General features: G+C 67.1%; 19 protein-coding genes. 9 read left to right on the top strand and 10 right to left on the bottom strand.

All coding sequences use genetic code 11. The features are described from left to right. Window positions 1–28: 28 nt before the first annotated feature. The 3 genes from pta (at window position 29) to F1D05_RS02535 (ending at window position 3,772) form a co-directional block, all read left to right on the top strand. Complete coding sequence (gene pta, locus F1D05_RS02525) at window positions 29–2,116, top strand: phosphate acetyltransferase (protein WP_185445819.1); 2,088 nt, start codon at window positions 29–31, stop codon at window positions 2,114–2,116. Next, the gene (locus tag F1D05_RS02530) at window positions 2,116–3,318 is read left to right on the top strand and encodes an acetate/propionate family kinase (RefSeq protein WP_185445820.1); all 1,203 of its coding nucleotides are present in this window, start codon (window positions 2,116–2,118) and stop codon (window positions 3,316–3,318) included. Before pta ends, F1D05_RS02530 begins: the two co-directional genes overlap by 1 nt. Before the next feature lie 142 nt (window positions 3,319–3,460). After that, complete coding sequence (locus tag F1D05_RS02535; protein WP_185445821.1) at window positions 3,461–3,772, top strand: SHOCT domain-containing protein; 312 nt, start codon at window positions 3,461–3,463, stop codon at window positions 3,770–3,772. Here F1D05_RS02535 and F1D05_RS02540 read toward each other — a convergent pair. From F1D05_RS02540 to F1D05_RS02570, 7 genes are all read right to left on the bottom strand, one after another. Continuing rightward, the gene (locus F1D05_RS02540; protein ID WP_185445822.1) at window positions 3,762–4,184 is read right to left on the bottom strand and encodes a DUF1049 domain-containing protein; all 423 of its coding nucleotides are present in this window, start codon (window positions 4,182–4,184) and stop codon (window positions 3,762–3,764) included. The two genes, F1D05_RS02535 and F1D05_RS02540, sit on opposite strands and share 11 nt — an antisense overlap. 193 nt (window positions 4,185–4,377) lie before the next feature. Continuing rightward, window positions 4,378–4,752 (bottom strand): VOC family protein, encoded by a 375-nt coding sequence (locus tag F1D05_RS02545; protein ID WP_185445823.1) that lies wholly within the window; start codon window positions 4,750–4,752, stop codon window positions 4,378–4,380. Window positions 4,753–4,851: 99 nt separating this feature from the next. After that, the gene (locus F1D05_RS02550; RefSeq protein ID WP_185445824.1) at window positions 4,852–5,193 is read right to left on the bottom strand and encodes a TraR/DksA family transcriptional regulator; all 342 of its coding nucleotides are present in this window, start codon (window positions 5,191–5,193) and stop codon (window positions 4,852–4,854) included. Between the two features lie 127 nt (window positions 5,194–5,320). Beyond that, window positions 5,321–5,932, bottom strand: a complete 612-nt coding sequence (locus F1D05_RS02555; RefSeq protein ID WP_185445825.1) for a hypothetical protein — start codon at window positions 5,930–5,932, stop codon at window positions 5,321–5,323. Between the two features lie 75 nt (window positions 5,933–6,007). Then, window positions 6,008–6,766, bottom strand: a complete 759-nt coding sequence (locus tag F1D05_RS02560; protein WP_185445826.1) for an ABC transporter permease subunit — start codon at window positions 6,764–6,766, stop codon at window positions 6,008–6,010. Next, window positions 6,766–7,491, bottom strand: a complete 726-nt coding sequence (locus F1D05_RS02565; protein ID WP_185445827.1) for an ABC transporter ATP-binding protein — start codon at window positions 7,489–7,491, stop codon at window positions 6,766–6,768. Before F1D05_RS02565 ends, F1D05_RS02560 begins: the two co-directional genes overlap by 1 nt. A 446-nt stretch (window positions 7,492–7,937) precedes the next feature. Further along, window positions 7,938–8,195: a hypothetical protein gene (locus F1D05_RS02570; RefSeq protein WP_185449866.1), complete on the bottom strand. Its 258-nt coding sequence runs from the start codon at window positions 8,193–8,195 to the stop codon at window positions 7,938–7,940. Between the two features lie 136 nt (window positions 8,196–8,331). Between F1D05_RS02570 and F1D05_RS39605 the strand changes: the two genes are divergently transcribed. Next, complete coding sequence (locus F1D05_RS39605; protein ID WP_246486377.1) at window positions 8,332–8,766, top strand: sensor histidine kinase; 435 nt, start codon at window positions 8,332–8,334, stop codon at window positions 8,764–8,766. Beyond that, complete coding sequence (locus F1D05_RS02580; protein ID WP_185445829.1) at window positions 8,763–9,419, top strand: response regulator; 657 nt, start codon at window positions 8,763–8,765, stop codon at window positions 9,417–9,419. Before F1D05_RS39605 ends, F1D05_RS02580 begins: the two co-directional genes overlap by 4 nt. A 1-nt stretch (window position 9,420) precedes the next feature. Here F1D05_RS02580 and F1D05_RS02585 read toward each other — a convergent pair whose 3' ends face one another. The 3 genes from F1D05_RS02585 to F1D05_RS02595 all read right to left on the bottom strand — a co-directional run bounded on the left by F1D05_RS02585 (window position 9,421) and on the right by F1D05_RS02595 (window position 12,656). After that, entirely contained in the window at window positions 9,421–10,578 is a 1,158-nt protein-coding gene (locus F1D05_RS02585; RefSeq protein ID WP_185445830.1) for a hypothetical protein, read from the bottom strand. A 92-nt stretch (window positions 10,579–10,670) separates the two neighbouring features. Next, the gene (locus tag F1D05_RS02590; protein ID WP_185445831.1) at window positions 10,671–11,972 is read right to left on the bottom strand and encodes a sensor histidine kinase; all 1,302 of its coding nucleotides are present in this window, start codon (window positions 11,970–11,972) and stop codon (window positions 10,671–10,673) included. Window positions 11,973–11,978: 6 nt separating this feature from the next. Beyond that, on the bottom strand, window positions 11,979–12,656 hold the full coding sequence (locus tag F1D05_RS02595) for a response regulator transcription factor (protein ID WP_185445832.1): 678 nt from the start codon (window positions 12,654–12,656) through the stop codon (window positions 11,979–11,981). A gap of 100 nt (window positions 12,657–12,756) precedes the next feature. On the opposite strand from F1D05_RS02595, the gene F1D05_RS02600 reads away from it, so the two are divergent. The 4 genes from F1D05_RS02600 (at window position 12,757) to F1D05_RS02615 (ending at window position 15,997) form a co-directional block, all read left to right on the top strand. Then, entirely contained in the window at window positions 12,757–13,485 is a 729-nt protein-coding gene (locus F1D05_RS02600) for an ABC transporter ATP-binding protein (protein WP_185445833.1), read from the top strand. Then, window positions 13,482–14,249 carry an ABC transporter permease gene (locus F1D05_RS02605; RefSeq protein WP_185445834.1) on the top strand — a complete coding sequence of 256 codons (768 nt, stop codon included), beginning with the start codon at window positions 13,482–13,484 and terminating at the stop codon, window positions 14,247–14,249. Before F1D05_RS02600 ends, F1D05_RS02605 begins: the two co-directional genes overlap by 4 nt. Further along, window positions 14,246–14,716 carry a hypothetical protein gene (locus F1D05_RS02610; protein ID WP_185445835.1) on the top strand — a complete coding sequence of 157 codons (471 nt, stop codon included), beginning with the start codon at window positions 14,246–14,248 and terminating at the stop codon, window positions 14,714–14,716. The genes F1D05_RS02605 and F1D05_RS02610 overlap by 4 nt, the downstream gene beginning before the upstream one ends. Window positions 14,717–14,779: 63 nt before the next feature. Next, entirely contained in the window at window positions 14,780–15,997 is a 1,218-nt protein-coding gene (locus F1D05_RS02615; RefSeq protein ID WP_185445836.1) for a GNAT family N-acetyltransferase, read from the top strand. Window positions 15,998–16,013: the final 16 nt, after the last annotated feature.

The following is a 16,013-nucleotide window of genomic DNA, read 5'->3' on the forward strand; positions in this document are numbered from 1 at the left end:
GTCGGTTCATGGTGGCTAGGGTTCAATCATGGGAAGCAGCGTGTACGTCGCATCGGTCGAGGGGTACACCGGCAAGTCCACGGTGGCCCTGGGGGTCCTGCAGGAGTTGTCCAAGCGGGTGGAGCGGGTGGCAGTGTTCCGGCCCATCGTGCGGCCGGACACCGCCCTGTACGGCGGGCGCGACTACGTGCTGGATCTGCTCACCTCACATGACGCGGTCTCGTCGCCGTACGAGGAGGGCGTGGGAGTCACGTACGACGAGGTGCACGCCGATCCCGATGCCGCGCTGGATCGGATCGTGCAGCGGTATCGCAAGGTCGCCGAGCGGGGTGACCCGGTGCTCATCGTCGGGAGTGACTACACCGATGTGGGTACGCCGACGGAGTTCTCGTACAACGCCAGGATCGCCGCCAATCTAGGTGCGCCGGTGCTGCTGGTGCTCAACGGCGCCGGTCGTGCGCCGGAGGATCTGCGCACGCTGACGGACATGGCCGGCGCCGAACTGAAGGCCAATCACGGCTCGCTGTTCGCGGTGATCGCCAATCGGGTGGACAAGACCCGGCTCGCGGAAACCGTTGCCGCGTTGACCAGTGCGGCGGTTCCGGCGTTCGCCATCCCGGAAGAGACGCTGCTGAGCGCGCCCTCGGTGGCTGATCTGATGGGCGCTGTGGACGGAGGGTTGCTCAGCGGGGACTCTCGGCTGCTTTCCCGGGAGGTCAGTGGGTTGGTGGTGGCCGGCATGACGATGCCCAACGTGCTCGACCGCCTGTTCGACGGCGCTGCGGTGATCACCGCAGCGGATCGTCCCGAGGTGGTGGTTGGCGTACTGATGGCGAACGCCTCGCAGAACTTCCCGCAGATCTCGGCGATCTTCCTCAATGGCGGGTTCGCGTTGCCGCCGCAGATCGGGCGGCTGATCGACGGCGTCGGCAGCACGATGCCGATCATCGAGACCGGCCTCGGGACGCACGCGACATCGACCGCGCTGACCGCAGTACGGGGCCGGCTGACGAAGGACTCGCCGCGCAAAGTGGACCTGGCGCTCACGCTGTTCGACCAGTACGTCGATGGTCCGGCGTTGCTGGACCGTCTCGCGGTGGCACGGAGCAGCGCGGTGACGCCGCTCATGTTCGAGTACCAGCTGATCGACGAAGCAGTTGCCGACCGCAAGCACATCGTCCTGCCGGAGGGTGAGGAGGAGCGGATCCTCCGGGCGGCCGACGTACTGCTGCGGCGGGGAGTCGTGGAGCTGACCCTGCTGGGTGATCCGGTCGTGATCAGTGCGAAGGCGGCCGGTCTCGGGGTGGACATCTCGGCGGCGCGGATCATCGACCCCGACGACGTTGTGCTGGGGGAGAGGTTCGCGGCGGAGTACCACCGGCTGCGTCAGCACCGTGGCGTCGACCTCGACCGGGCCCGCGACCTCATCAGAGATGTCTCCTACTTCGGGACGATGATGGTGCAGCTCGGTCTGGCCGACGGAATGGTGTCGGGTGCGGTGCACACCACCGCGCACACGATCCGGCCGGCGCTCGAGGTGGTGAAGACGCTGCCCGAGGTGTCGGTCGTCTCCTCGGTCTTCTTCATGTGCCTGGAGAACCAGGTCCTCGTGTACGGCGATTGTGCGGTCAACCCGGATCCGACCGCCGAGCAGCTGGCCGACATCGCGATCTCCTCTGCCGCGACGGCGGCGGCTTTCGGGATCGAGCCGCGGGTCGGGATGCTGTCGTACTCGACCGGAACGTCCGGCACCGGATCCGATGTGGAGAAGGTGTCGAAGGCAACGATGATCATCAGGGAGCGGGCGCCGGAGTTGCTGGTGGAGGGGCCGATCCAGTACGACGCGGCGATCGACAGCGCGGTGGCGAAGACGAAGCTGCCGGAGTCCTCGGTGGCCGGCCGCGCGACGGTGTTCATCTTTCCCGACCTCAATACCGGGAACAACACCTACAAGGCGGTGCAGCGCTCGGCGAACGCGGTGGCGGTAGGCCCGGTGCTGCAGGGGCTGAAGAAGCCGGTGAACGACTTGTCTCGTGGCGCCACTGTCCGGGACATCGTCAACACCGTGGCGATCACCGCCATCCAGGCGCAGCTGGCCGAGCGGAGCAAGGGCTGATGAGCTCCTACGTCCTTGTGATCAACGCGGGTTCGTCGTCGCTGAAGTACAGCCTGGTCGACGCCGAATCCGGTGATGCTGCCGCGGCCGGTGTCGTCGAGCGCATCGGTGAAGCGGAAGGTTCGCACCGGCATCGCGGCCCACGCGGCGAGACCCGCTCGACCTTGGTGATCGCCTCTCACGAGGAAGCGTTGCAGGCGGCGATCGAGGCCTTCGCCGTCCAGGGACCAGCGCTCGACGAGATCGAGCTGGTTGCCGTAGGCCACCGTGTCGTGCATGGTGGTTCCGCCTTCGCCGAGCCCACGTTGGTGGATGACGAACTGCTCGCGAAGGTCGCCGAGCTGGTACCGCTGGCGCCGCTGCACAACCCGGCCAACTTGACCGGCATGCGTGTCGCCCGGCGGCTGTTCCCGCAACTGCCGCAGGTTGCCGTGTTCGACACGGCCTTCCATCAGACGCTGCCCCCGCAGGCGTACACGTACGCAGTACCGCGGGAATGGGCCACCGAGCATGGGATCCGGCGCTACGGCTTCCACGGCACGTCGCACGCCTTTGTCTCCGGAGAGGCTGCGCGGATGCTGGGCCGGTCTGAAGTGAACCTCGTTGTACTCCATCTCGGCAACGGATGCTCCGCGACGGCCGTTCGGGGCGGGCGGTCCGTGGACACCTCGATGGGGATGACCCCGCTCGAGGGACTGGTGATGGGCACCCGCTCCGGTGACCTCGATCCTGCGATCCACGCGCACCTGTCCCGCGAGCTGGGCTGGCCGCTGGACAAGATCGATCACGCGCTGAACTTCGACTCCGGACTGAAGGGTCTGGCCGGCTACAACGACTTCCGCGAGCTGTCGCGCAGCCGGGCCGCGGGCGACGAACGGGCCCAGTTGGCCTTCGACGTCTTCTGCTACCGGATCAAGAAGTACGTCGGCGCGTACTACGCCGCGCTGGGCACCGTCGACGCGATCGTCTTCACCGCCGGCGTCGGCGAGAACGACCCAGCCGCCCGCGCCGCGTCACTGGCCGGCCTGGAGCGGCTGGGAATCCGCGTGGACCCGGCACTCAATGCCGCCTCCTCGGACCGGCCTCGCGCGATCTCCACCGACGCGAGCCCCGTCGCGGTCCTGGTCATCCCCACCAACGAGGAATGGCAGATCGCGCGCGAAACCGTCAGCGCGATCCGGTCGCGCCCGCCACGGGTCTGAACGACCGGGTCGCCCGGACGATGTTCTGCCTGTTACGGGACCTTCGTCCCATGAGAGGGGTCATTGGGCGGTGGGAGCAAGCCAGGAAGACGGCGAGGATGAGGAGTGCCCGGGAAGGCCCGGGATTTGGAGAGGATGACGGATGACGCTCTGGCACGACGGATCCATGAGCGGTTGGGGATACGTCCTCGTGATCACTGGGCTGGTCGTTTTCGTCAGCGCGGTGGTCTTCGGCGCGATCGCCTGGGCGCGGTTCACTGTGGTGGCCGGCACCTCGCCCGTCGCCGAGCCGGCCCCCGAGTTGCTGCTGGCCCTGCGACTGGCGGACGGCACGATCGAGGTCGATGACTACGAGCGGCGTCTGGACGCCTTGCACGACCACTACCCGGCCGCGCCGACCCGGCCCCACAGCCGATCCGATGAGCCCTATTCAGGCGTGCGGATCATGCCTTAGTGGATTCGCCGGACGCGCGGCGCTTGGCTACCTGACGCAACTGGGTGATCCGCGCCGTTCCCAAGGTCAAGGTCAGCAATGTCGCCGCGACGGCGGCGATCAGCAGCATGATGGCCAGCGGCGCCGACCCGTCCAGCCACAGGAACGACACCTCAGTACGCCGGGTGTTCTGCAGCAAGAACACGATCAGAGCGACGAACAGCACCGCCGCCGCGCACAGCCCGACCCACAAAGCCCCCACCCGCGTGGACGGAACACCTACCGCGGCCGGGACCTCGGCGGGGGCTTCGCCTCGATCGGACTGATCCTTGGGCACGGGTTCGACCTGACCCGAGTCGGCCGTGGAGGTCGGCAGCGCATCACCGGGGCGGTGAGGCAAAGCAGCGCTGGTCTTGCGGTTCCGGATCGCCATCTGTGGCTCCTCGCGGTCCCCGGACTGGCTGGCGTCCCAACAGACGCGTCACGACCCGGATACACCCCAGACTACGCCTGACGACACCCAGGTAGGAGACCCTGCCAAGCCTGGGAACGGCTCCTGGCCGATCGAGCTGGATTCCGCCGCCGCCGTGCCCGGCCCGAACTCGCCCGCGTGATGTAGGTCGTCCTTAGGCGGTGGCGTGCTGGCCGATGATGAGGATGTTGCCGTCGGGGTCCTGGACGCGTGCCTCGCGTTCGCCCCAGGGCTGATCGACGGGCTCCTGAGTGATCGTCCCGCCGGCCTTGCGGATCTCGTCGACCGCGGCCGCGCAGTCATCGACGTACAGCCACAGCGAGATCGCCGGAGTACCCGGAGCCTGTCTGTACGCCGGATCATGGCCGAGGCCGAGGGCTGCCTGGCCGAACCGAAGGCTCACGTACGCCGGTGTGCCCTCTGGAGGGAACTGGTAGACCTGCTCTCCGCCGAGGACCTCTGTGTAGAACTGCAGTAGTCGCGGCAGATCGCTACTGACCACAATCGGGAAAACGGTGTCGACGATCATCGCAGTTCTCCTCGCTCGAGTAGATGGTTTCACCCACGTTGACGAACGAGCCCGTCACAAATCGACAGTCGATCCGTTCGGACCCACGTGGCAGGCACCTCATCCGGCTGATGCACAAGCGGTGCAGGTGCGAGCTACCGGACGCGCTCGGAGCCGGTCGTCCCAGATGGGTCGGCCGCAGCGCTCGCACGTTTCGTAAGTACCAGCAGCAAGGCGTTCCTCCGCGGCATCGATCTCCGTGAGGTGCCTGCGAGCCTGCTCGGCCAGCGCACCGAGTTGGGACCGTTCGAACGCGATCGTCGACCCCTCAGGATCGTGCTCGTCATCGGCGTTGCTGTCACGCGAGGCAGCCACGATCGCGTCGAAGTCGCCAGTCAGGCTCGCCAGGCGCTCAAGAGTCTTCTGCCGCTCACGCTCAAGCCGAGTACGCCGATCGTCCATCCCTCCATTCTGAACCAGCTCGCCACGGCGTGATCGCTGCCCACGGACCCGAACTCGGCTGGTGCGTCAAGAGCGCGTCTCGGATGAGTGCCACCGGCCACCGACAATTCGCCCGGCGACGCGATTTCTAGGGCGTTACGTCGAGGGCCGGGTCGGGTTTGCTGACGGTCGAGTCGCGGGCGTGGACGGCAGCATGGTCGACGTCACTGTGGGTCATGGCCAGGTAGGCAACCAACGCCGCGAAGAGGAGCAGCCCGATCCCGGTGACGGGGCCGGTGCCCCAGCCGACACCGCCGTCGTGGGTGCCCTTGCCGAGCCAGTCGGCGACCGAAGCGCCGAGCGGTCGGGTCAGCACGTACGACGCCCAGAAGGCCACTGTGACGTTGAGGCCGAGCTTCCGTAGGCCGAGCGGCACCACGATGAGCACGGCGAAGAGCAGGATCGACCAGGTGAAGCCGAGGCCGAAGTCGATGGCGGTGGCGTCGCCGACCGCGGTGCCGAACAGGGCGACGCTGAGGACGGTGGCCCAGTAGCGCACCGGGTGGTAAGTCTCGGCCCTCAGCTGTACCTGAAGAGCGGCGAAGAAGGCACCGATCCCGATGATGGCGGCCAGTGGGATGCTGACGGTGCCGAGGAAGTCCGAGCCCGTCTCGCCGATCCCGGTGGTCAGCAGCTTGACTACCCAGAACCTGAGGAAGACCGCGGGGACCTTCGGGGCCGAGAACACTCGCGTACGCATGGGTCCCGAAGCCTAGATTCCCCAACCTGATAACCACCTGAGTCTCGGGAGCGCCCGTACGGCGCGACGACGGCCTCAGGCGTCTCTGCGGCCGACAAGGAAGAGGGCAAGGGCCAGTGGGACGAGTACGTAGACGGCACAGATGAGTAGACCCAGTGCCGGTGAAGGTGCTCCATCGACAGGTGGGCGGGTGGAGATGAGCGCGTTGCCGGCGGCCCAGAGGTTCCACTTGGACGGCCAGCTGATCCAGCCTGACAGGTTTGTAGCCACGAGTGGGACCACGAAGACCAGTCCGAACACGGCGCTGACCGCTCCGGCTGTGTGCCGGATGATGGCGCCGAGGCCGAGTCCAAGGAGAGTCAGGGCAACCAGATAGATGCCTGCGCCGGCTACCGCGCGTAGGGCAGCGCCATCGCTCAGCGGGACGTCCAGATGGACACTGCGGAGTCCGAGCTGAGCGACCAAGAAGCTGACGAGGGAGAGGATCTCGCCTACCACCAGTGTCATCGCTCCGAGTACGACGGCTTTGTCGATCAGCACGAGCCGGCGCCGGGGAGTCACCGCGAAGGTGGTCCGGATCTGCCCGGTCGTGTATTCCGAGCTGATCGCCAGCACCCCGATCACGCCGAACGCCAACTGGGCGAACGCGAGCCCGTCGAAGCTCAGATTGACAGGATCGAAGGCGGCCTTGTCGACGGTCGACCAGGTCGGGTAATCCTTGGCGCGGCCGGTCGCGGAGAACAGGCCACCTAGTACTGCGACCGCGAACGCGGCGGCGAGGCTCAGCGGCGTCGAGCGGACGGATCGCAGTTTGGTCCATTCGGAGAGCAGCATCAGTTCGTCCTTCCGGTGCGGTACTGCGCGGCGTCGTCGGCCAGATCCAGATAGGCGTCCTCCAGCGATCGCCCGTCTGCGGTGAAGTCGGACAGCGGGGTGTCGGCGAGCAGCCGGCCGCGGCCGATCACGATGAGGTGGTCGGCGCCCTGTTGCATCTCGCTCATCAAATGGCTGGAGACGAAGACGGTCCGGCCTTCGTCGGCCAGGCCACGAAGGAGCCCTCTGATCCAGCGCACACCTTCGGGATCGAGACCGTTGACCGGCTCGTCGAGGAGCAGGACGTCGGGCTCGCCGAGGAGAGCGGCCGCGATTCCGAGGCGCTGTCGCATGCCCAGTGAGTAGGTGCCCACTCGACGGGTGGCAGCTTCGCTGAGGCCGGTCAGCTCAAGTACCTCAGTCACTCGGCTTCCGCCGATCCTTGCCGCCTGAGCGATGCAGAGAAGATGGTTGCGAGCAGAGCGACCTGGATGGGCCGAGTTTGCGTCCAGTAACGCGCCAACCCGCTGTATTGGCTTCGCGAGTGCGTAGTACGGCTTGCTGTTGATCAGTGCCCGTCCGCTGTCGGGCCGGTCGAGGCCGAGCAGCATTCGGAAGGTGGTCGACTTGCCGGCGCCGTTCGGGCCGAGAAAGGCCGTGACGCGACCGGGCTGGGCGGTGAAGGTGAGGTCGTCGACGGCCTGTGTCGATCGATAACACTTGCTGAGTTGGTGTACTTCGATCATCGGATGCTCCAGTGGATTCGGCTTGCGTGTTGCCACGATGTCGGTGCGGCCTGGTGCTGGGCATTGCACTACGGGGAGAGATCCGCGTCCGCCCGCGGGTTGAGATCTGCCGTCAGACGTATGCCTGGAGGGTGATGACCGGGCGATTTCAACGCCCCTACTGTCATAGCTATGGACAATCGGGTGCCTTTGGTTGCGCGGCTACGGCCGGGTCAGGTGCTGGCCGTGGAAAGCGCACTAGCGGGTGCATATGGAATTGCAGCCTGGGTCTTGTTCACTCACAAAGGCCAGGAGCCTCTGCTGGCGCTGCTGGGTACAGCGCTCGCAGCCGGGGCAATCGTGCTCACCAGACGCCGTCCGGTCTGGGCCTTCGTGACTGGGTGGATTCCGCTCGCGCTGATGCCGATCGACAACTCCCTGGGCTTCATTGCGGTAGTTCCGCTCTGCTACGCGCTGTTTCGGATAGCTGGACTCCGCAGCCGGCATACCGGGCTGGCAGCGCTCGCGGCGGCCGAAGCAGGTGCGGTGGCGACGGCCCTGCCCGGCTTCGATCGGGCGGGTGCGGTCGTGCCGTTCGGGATGATGTTGCCGGTGCCTGGGTGTGTGGGTACGTCGTCGCCCAGCAGCGACTGCACAGCAGGGAGTTCGTGCTCCAGCAGGAGCGGATGCGAATTGCGCGGGAGCTGCACGACATCGTTGCCCACAGCATGAGTGTGATCACTGTGCAGGCGGCCTACGGTCACCTGATCATCGACGAGCGGCCGGCAGAAGCGCGCATCCCTCGCGGCGATCGAGGCCGCCGGACGGCATACCCTCGCCGAGCTGCGGCAACTGCTCGGCGTGCTTCGATCGGAGCAGAACGATCCGGTGGCGCTCGGTCCGGCGCCGGGGCTGGGCCAGTTGGATCAGTTGATCGAGCACACCGGCTCCGCAGGGGTCGAGGTGCGGCTGACCGTGACAGGTCGGCCTGTCGACGTACCGGCGGGGATCGACCTGTCGGCGTACCGGATCGTTCAGGAAGCACTGACGAATGTCGTCAAGCACGCGGCGATCGGAACGGCCGAGGCGCTCATCGACTACCGCCCGAGCGAGCTGGCGATCAAGGTCACTGACCACGGCGCCGGCTGCCCGAACGGCAACGTGGGGACCGGGCACGGTCTGATCGGCATCAGCGAACGCGTCACCCTGTACGGCGGGTCGCTGGAGGCTGGGCCGCTGCCGGACCACGGGTTCGAAGTGTCAGCTCGGCTACCGCTGATGGAGCGTCCGCTATGACAGTGCGTGTACTGATCGCCGAGGATCAGGCTCTTGTACGCGCCGGGCTCACGGGGATCGTCAGTACTGCGGACGACCTGCTCGTCGTCGGCGAAGCGGCCACCGGCTCGGCCGCGGTCGAGCTGGTGGCCGGCTGCCAGCCAGATGTGGTTCTGATGGATATCCGGATGCCCGGAATGGACGGACTGCAGGCGACCCGGCTCGTCACACAGTCATCGGCGGCGAAGGTACTGGTGCTGACCACCTTCGACCTGGACGAGTACGTGTACGCCGCGCTGCGCGGCGGGGCGAGCGGGTTCCTGCTGAAGGACACCCCGCCGGCGGAGTTGCTCGCCGCGATCCGGGTCGTCGCGGCAGGCGACGCGTTGCTCGGACCATCGATCACCCGACGCCTGATCGACGAGTTCGCGACCCGGCCGAAACGCCACGAGATACGCCCCAGGATTCAGCTGCCCGCGATCACCGATCGCGAGCGGGAGGTCCTGCTGCTGGTAGCGGAGGGACTCTCGAACGCCGAGATCGGCCAGCGGCTGCACATCGAACCGGGAACAGCCAAGACCCACGTAGCGCATCTCCTGACGAAACTCGACGCCCGAGACCGAGTGCAACTGGTGATCCTCGCCTTCCAGGCCGGCCTGGTCAGCGCAGTCTGAGTCAGCCGACGAGGCGGTTGCGGATGGCGGTGAGGACGGCCTTGTCTCCGGCGATTTCGCCGGCATCGCCGGTCGCGCGGTCGATCTGGAGTTGGTGACGCCACCAGGCGATCCTGGCGTGATCAGTGGCGCGCACCGATCGGTACTGCGCTTGCAGGTCGACTGCGGCGAGACCGACTTTCACCGCGGCTTGACGGATGGTGACTGCCTTGCGGCTCGCGACGGCCTTCCTCAAGGCCTGAAGGGTTTCTGAGAACTGTGCGCTGAGCTTGGTTGGAACGCGGACCTCGTGCCGGTGGGCGATCCAGGTCTGGTTGAGGGTGCGTACGAGCTGGTCGGTCAGCCGCCAGTCGTGGCGTCCCGCGGCGACGAGGACTCGGGCGGCTGTCGTATCGAGCGCGATGAGCCTGCGCGGTCGGCGGCAGTGGATGCTGTCGGCCGGGATCGCGAGGGCAGCCTCGTAGGACTCGCCGGTGGCGGCTACCGACGCCTGGAACTCGCCGTACGCCGGGGCGAAGATCTTCTGCTCGATGCTGCCGTCAAGCTCCAGATTCCGGACTCGGATGGCGCCGGGTACCGGGCCGCGTGGGCCCGCGACGGTCAGTCCGGTCGCGGTGACGGTTGCCACCTCCAGTACGAGGCCGGGGATGTTCTCGGGGCGGAACACGTCCCCGACCCGCGGATGTGCGGGCATGATCATCCCGGGTGGCCCGTCCCGCCCGGCGAGCCAGGTCCCGGAGTGGTCGTGGATCACGCCGTCGACGTAGTTGTCGACCTTCTCGCCGAAGTACCAGACCGAGCCGTCGTCGGCTTGTGCGTAGTAGTCGACAGCGACCTCGGCCACCCGCCCATCGCCGTACGCGACGAACTGCTGTACGACGGTGTCAATGGTCTTGCCACCCCAGCGGATCGCGACAGGGGTCTTCAGCCGGGTCGTCTCGAACCGGAGCTTCTCGCCGTCTTCCGAGCCAAGCTGGAGCAGCTGATCCAGTCTTCTTGCCGGGAACAACGGGTTGGTGATCCGGGTGGGATGGCTGAACGTCGGCTTGGCCAGATCCACCCTCCCGGCAGCTCTTGCCGGGACTGTGGTGGTCGCCAGGCCGCCTGACATCACGATCGCGGCCAGTCCAGTGGTGAATGCCTTCTTCGCAAACTTCATCATGCCTCCGGTGCATCGGTCGGCGACTGATCTCGCCGTCTCCGCAGCACGCTGGCACCATCCGCCTGAACCAGGCCTGAATGCGACCCTGCTCAGGCGTCGCTCGCGGGCAGACGGATCTCGATCACAGCGCCGTCGAGGGCTGCCGCACCGTTTCCGGCCACCTCGACGCGGCCGCCGTGGGCCTTGACGATCTCCGCGACGATGGCGAGACCCAGGCCGCTGCCGCCGTCTTCGCGTCCGCGAGCTGTTGCGAGGCGGACGAACCGCTCGAAGATCCGCTCCCGGTCGGCGGACGGGATTCCCGGGCCGTCGTCGGCGACGGTCAGAACCACCTCGCCGTTCGACTCGCCCAGGGTGAGCGCGATCCGCTTATCGGCATAGCGGCTGGCGTTCTCGGTCAGGTTGTGGAGCATCCGTCGCAGCGAGGTGTCGTCGCCGAGTACCCGGCCGGCCGATACGGCGGAGGTGTCGATCTCGAAATTCGTTGCTGTGCGCAACCGGTGCGCCTGGTCGAAGACTAGATCGTCCAGGTCTACCGGCAGCTTCGGCAGGTGAAGGTCCTGCTCGTCGGCCCGGGCGAGCAGCAACAGGTCGTCGACGAGCCGCTGCATCCGGAGGTTCTCCGCCTGTACGGTGCCGGCCAGTTCCTGCAGGGACGACCGATCCGGATGCGTCAGAGCCACCTCGACATGCTGCCGGATCGAAGCGATCGGCGAGCGCAGCTCGTGCGAGGCGTCCGAGACGAAGCGCCGCTGGCTGTCTTGGGCTTGTTCCAGCCGATCGAGCATCCGGTTCATCGTCGCGGCCAGCCGTCCTATCTCGTCGCGGTCGTGCACTGTCGGCACCCGGCGATGGAGTTCGGCAGCGGAGATCTCGTCGACCTCTCGCCGGATCGCCGTCACCGGCGCCAGCGTCCGCCCGGTCACCGTCCAGGCGACTCCACCGACCACCAGGAGGATCAGCGGCATCCCGACCAGCAGCACCCGCGTGACGAAGCGCGTCGAGTCCAGTACGTCGACCAGCGGCCGCCCGACGATCACTTGAGCTCCGCCTGGCTGCTGTGCGATCGCGGCGGCGAAGAGGAAGTCCTCGTTGTATCCGGCCGGCTCGGCTTTCACGCAGCGCGCCCCCGGGTCGGCGTACCGGCGTACGTCCGGAGCAGCGTCGATGACCTTGCCAGAGGCATCGACCAGCTGAACGAGTTCGCCAGGCGTGGAAACCCGCGTACCGGGAAGGCTCGAAGCCAGCTGTGCCGCGCGCTCGCGGGCATTGGCACAGACCTGATCCGTCAGCGCCGAGCTGAGCAGCGCGACCAGAACGAGCGCCCCGGCGACCAGGGCCAGGCCGACGACCAGTACTGCGGCCAGCGTCACCCGCACCCGTACGGTCATCGCGCTCTAGCCACCATCGACTGCCAGCCGGTACCCCGCACCGCGCAAGGTCGCGATCGACGATCGCCCGTACGGCCGGTCCAGCTTGTTGCGGAGTCGCCGGACGTAGACCTCGACGATGTTCGGGTCGCCCTCGAAGTCGTAGTCCCAGACGTGGTCGAGGATGGTCTGCTTCGACACCACCGTCCCCTGACGGCGGAGCATGAACTCGAGCAACGACAACTCCCGCGCCGTCAACTGGACCTCGACGTCGCCGCGCCAGGCCCGCCGCGCGGCCGGGTCCAAGCGGAGATCGCCGGCCGTCACGACAGCCGGCCGCTCGGCCGCACCTCGTCGCACCAGCGCGCGCAACCGGGCGACCAGTACGGCGTACGAGAACGGCTTGGTCAGGTAGTCGTCGGCGCCGGTGTCGAGCGCCCTGACCTGGTCGGTGTCGGCATCTCTCGCTGTCAGCATCAGGATCGGCGTCCAGACCCGCTCGGTCCGCAGCGTCGCGCAGATCTCGAACCCGTCGACCTCGGGCAGCATCAGATCCAGCACGAGTACGTCGTAAGGGTATTCGCGGGCCAGCCAAAGCCCGTCGGTCCCGGTCAGGGCGACGTCGACGGCGAAGCCTTCGGCCTCCAGCCCGGTCCGTAGTCCGGCGGCCAGGCGCAGCTCGTCCTCGACCACAAGCGCCCGCATCTGCCACCTCCTCCGCGGCGATCCTGACTCATTGTGGCTGAACAGAGGCTGAATGCGGCGTTCAGCCGGCGTTCAGCACGGCGGATCTAGCGTCAGGGCCATGGCGAGTCTCGAAGCAAGCCTGCTGAGCAGGCGGTACGGCGACCGGGTGGCTGTCGACGAGCTGAGTTTCGTCGCCGAGCCAGGCGACATCCTCGGTCTGCTGGGGCCCAATGGGGCGGGTAAGACGACGACGATCCGGCTGCTGACCACCATCCTCCGGCCGACCAGCGGATCGTTCTCCGTCGCCGGTATCAAAGGGGACCGGGCAGCGGAGATCCGGCAGCGGATCGGCGTACTGCCGGAAAGCGCCGGTTATCCGGGCCGCCAGACCGGCCGGGAGTATCTGCGGTACTCGGCCAGGCTGTTCGGTCGCGACCGGGCCGGCGCCACCAGGATCGCCGACCGCCTGCTGGCCGATGTCGGGCTGAGCGATCGGGCCGGTTCGCGGATCTCGACGTACAGCCGGGGCATGAGGCAACGACTCGGCATCGCCCGGGCGTTGATCAACGAACCGGCCGTGGTGTTCCTGGACGAGCCCACCCTCGGCCTCGATCCGGCCGGACAGCTCGAGGTCCTCAGCACCATCCGGCAGATCGCCCTGCAGCGCGGCGCGACCGTCGTACTGTCGACCCACACCCTGACCGAGGTCGAGCAACTCTGCGACAGCCTCCTGATCCTCCACAACGGACGACTGCGGGCGGCCGGCTCGGTCTCGGACGTGATCGCCACCGCTGGCGCCGCCGGACTGAGCGAGGCGTTCCTGACCCTCACCCAGGAGAAGCCATGAGTACCGTCATCGCTGAGCAGGAGAGCCGGGACCTGTGGATCGGTGGGCGCGGACCGCTGTTGCTGTTCGCGTTCAGCGTGCTGCTGAGTGCGATGACCTACCTCGCCGCCACCAACCGCGCGATGAACTTCCTCGAGCAACGCGAGGCCGTCAACCTGACCGTCCAGGTCTCGCTGTCCGTCGGCGTACTGCTGACACTGGTGGTCAGCGCAGACACAATCAGCGGTGAGAGAGAACGAGGGACCCTCGAGGCACTGCTGCTCACTCCGGTGTCCAGGCGAAGCATCGTGAGCGGCAAACTGTTGGCGGCGTTGACGATGTGGCTCGCCTGCCTGGTCGTCACGGTGCCATACCTGTGGGTCCTTGGTCGAGGGGTCGCGGTAGCAGGGCAGGCGGCGCTGCTGACCCTGATCGTCGGCACCCTCGTGGCAGCGGGCCTCGGCGGTCTAGCCCTGCTGATCAGCGCATGCACCAACTCGAACAAGACCAGCCTGGCATTCAGTCTGCTGCTCCTGCTGGTCTTGTTCGCCCCAACGCAGCTGCCGGCTTTGCCGAGGACCGGCTTCGGGGATGTGCTCGTCCGGATCAACCCGATCGGCTCGGCGCTGCACTACATCTCCCAGATCCTGGTTAATCGCCGCAGCTGGACCTACGACCTCGGCTATCTGCTTTCCCCCGCTCTGCTTGCTGTGTTGGTGGCCGGCGTGCTGATCGTGACCGCTCCGAGAATTGTCCAACTGACCGGGGGAGTGGGTTCCAAATGAGTTTCCTGAACCTGCTGGCCGCGACGCTGATCGCCGTAGCACCCGCCGCGACGCCGCAACCCGCCATTACCCTCACTGCTGACCGACTCAACGTCGTGACCGGCCAGACCGTCTCCCTGCAATCGACGATCACCAGCTCGGTCGGCGGGTTCGCCCACCTCAACGTAACCAGCCTCGACGGCGTGTACGTCGACCTGGAGGACTGGACCAAAGACGTAACCCAGCCCGTGGCGACGGACGAGGAAAGCCAGCAGGAATGGGAGGTCCAGGCAGTCAACAGCGGCCACTTCGCGTTGTACGTCGTAATCATTCCCCCCAACGGCCCGCTGGTCGTCAGCCCACCCGTCCACCTCACCGTGGCCTCCCGACAGACCCTCGACACAGGCGGCGCACTACCAGTCGCCTTGGCGATCCCCACCATCCTCGGCCTGGCCGTCCTGGCAACACGCCTCCGCCCAGCCCGATAGAACGCGTGTCGCACTGCCATCCCTGACTCGCCAGATCCCGGAGCGGCGTGTGAGTATGCGTGGATGGCGGACTCGGAGTTTGTGGTGCGGGTGGCGACTGCAGCTGAGCATGATCGTTTCGTGGGTTTGTTCGCCGCGGCGATGATGTTCGAGAGTTCGCCTGACGATCTGGATCGGGAGTTGTTCGAGCCGGAGCGGGCGCTGGTCGTTATGGACGGTGACGAGTTCGTCGGTACTGCGAAGGCGATGAGTCGTGACTTGTCGGTTCCCGGAGCCGTGGTTCCGGCGGCGCATGTCACCGCGGTCGGGGTCCGTTCGACGCACCGGCGACAGGGGATCTTGTCCGGGTTGATGGGCCGGCAGTTGCGCGAGGTGCCGGAGGCTTTGGCGGTGCTGTGGGCGAGTGAGTCCGGTATCTACGGCCGGTTCGGTTATGCCCCGGCTGCGTGGGTGGTGTCGTACGAGGCCGATTTGCACCGGGTCAAGCCGCATCCCGTCCGCGGCGATTTGGGCGGCGTGGAGGAGATTCGCGCCGAGGAGGCACTGCCTCTGTTGGCGAGGATGCTCGGGGAGTTGCAGGCGAGGCGTCCAGGAGTGTCGGGTCGGTCTGAGCAGTTGTGGCGCAAGCGGCTTCAGGACCAGCCCGAGCATCGCGGTGGGATGACGGCGCGGCATGTCTTGGTGCATCGCGATGGCGCCGGGATCGTGGACGGCTATGTGTTGTGGCGCGGCAAGATGGGCTGGGGACCCACCGGGCCGGCCAGTGAGGTGGTTGTGGAGGAAGTGGTCGCCGTCGAGCCGACGGCGTACCACGCGCTGTGGTACCACCTGCTGACTCTGGATCTGGCCGCCAAGCTGGAGTACGGCAAGGCTGCGGTGGACGAGCCGCTGCAGCAGTTGGTGAGCAGTCCGGTCGCGCTTGGCCGGCGGGTGACCGAGTCGCTGTGGGTCCGGCTCACCGACGTCCCCCGCGCGCTTGCGCAGCGTCGCTATGCCACCAGTGTGGACGTGGTGATCGAGGTGACCGATCACCTGGTCGAAGCCAACAACGGGCGGTTTCGGCTGATCGGCGACACCGGACACGCCAGCTGTGAACGGTCTGAGTCCACGCCCGATCTCTCGATGTCGGTGACCGAGCTCGCCGGAGCCTACTTAGGCGCTCGGCCGCTGGCTGAGTTCGCCGCGACCGGCCGGGTCACCGAACACACTCCCGGTGCCCTGTCCGCGGCCACCAGTGCCTTCGGTTGGCCCGCCGCGCCAGTCAGCCTCGAGATCTTCTAGAGCATGCCGAGTGCCT

Source organism: Kribbella qitaiheensis, assembly GCF_014217565.1.
Classification (GTDB): domain Bacteria; phylum Actinomycetota; class Actinomycetes; order Propionibacteriales; family Kribbellaceae; genus Kribbella; species Kribbella qitaiheensis_A.

What these genes read in the sequence shown, in the direction of transcription:
- pta (WP_185445819.1), top strand. Translation starts at nt 29, where the DNA reads ATGGGAAGCAGCGTGTACGTCGCATCGGTCGAGGGGTACACCGGCAAG.
- F1D05_RS02530 (WP_185445820.1), top strand. Translation starts at nt 2,116, where the DNA reads ATGAGCTCCTACGTCCTTGTGATCAACGCGGGTTCGTCGTCGCTGAAG.
- F1D05_RS02535 (WP_185445821.1), top strand. Translation starts at nt 3,461, where the DNA reads ATGACGCTCTGGCACGACGGATCCATGAGCGGTTGGGGATACGTCCTC.
- F1D05_RS02540 (WP_185445822.1), bottom strand. Translation starts at nt 4,184, where the DNA reads ATGGCGATCCGGAACCGCAAGACCAGCGCTGCTTTGCCTCACCGCCCC.
- F1D05_RS02545 (WP_185445823.1), bottom strand. Translation starts at nt 4,752, where the DNA reads ATGATCGTCGACACCGTTTTCCCGATTGTGGTCAGTAGCGATCTGCCG.
- F1D05_RS02550 (WP_185445824.1), bottom strand. Translation starts at nt 5,193, where the DNA reads ATGGACGATCGGCGTACTCGGCTTGAGCGTGAGCGGCAGAAGACTCTT.
- F1D05_RS02555 (WP_185445825.1), bottom strand. Translation starts at nt 5,932, where the DNA reads ATGCGTACGCGAGTGTTCTCGGCCCCGAAGGTCCCCGCGGTCTTCCTC.
- F1D05_RS02560 (WP_185445826.1), bottom strand. Translation starts at nt 6,766, where the DNA reads ATGCTGCTCTCCGAATGGACCAAACTGCGATCCGTCCGCTCGACGCCG.
- F1D05_RS02565 (WP_185445827.1), bottom strand. Translation starts at nt 7,491, where the DNA reads ATGATCGAAGTACACCAACTCAGCAAGTGTTATCGATCGACACAGGCC.
- F1D05_RS02580 (WP_185445829.1), top strand. Translation starts at nt 8,763, where the DNA reads ATGACAGTGCGTGTACTGATCGCCGAGGATCAGGCTCTTGTACGCGCC.
- F1D05_RS02585 (WP_185445830.1), bottom strand. Translation starts at nt 10,578, where the DNA reads ATGAAGTTTGCGAAGAAGGCATTCACCACTGGACTGGCCGCGATCGTG.
- F1D05_RS02590 (WP_185445831.1), bottom strand. Translation starts at nt 11,972, where the DNA reads ATGACCGTACGGGTGCGGGTGACGCTGGCCGCAGTACTGGTCGTCGGC.
- F1D05_RS02595 (WP_185445832.1), bottom strand. Translation starts at nt 12,656, where the DNA reads ATGCGGGCGCTTGTGGTCGAGGACGAGCTGCGCCTGGCCGCCGGACTA.
- F1D05_RS02600 (WP_185445833.1), top strand. Translation starts at nt 12,757, where the DNA reads ATGGCGAGTCTCGAAGCAAGCCTGCTGAGCAGGCGGTACGGCGACCGG.
- F1D05_RS02605 (WP_185445834.1), top strand. Translation starts at nt 13,482, where the DNA reads ATGAGTACCGTCATCGCTGAGCAGGAGAGCCGGGACCTGTGGATCGGT.
- F1D05_RS02610 (WP_185445835.1), top strand. Translation starts at nt 14,246, where the DNA reads ATGAGTTTCCTGAACCTGCTGGCCGCGACGCTGATCGCCGTAGCACCC.
- F1D05_RS02615 (WP_185445836.1), top strand. Translation starts at nt 14,780, where the DNA reads ATGGCGGACTCGGAGTTTGTGGTGCGGGTGGCGACTGCAGCTGAGCAT.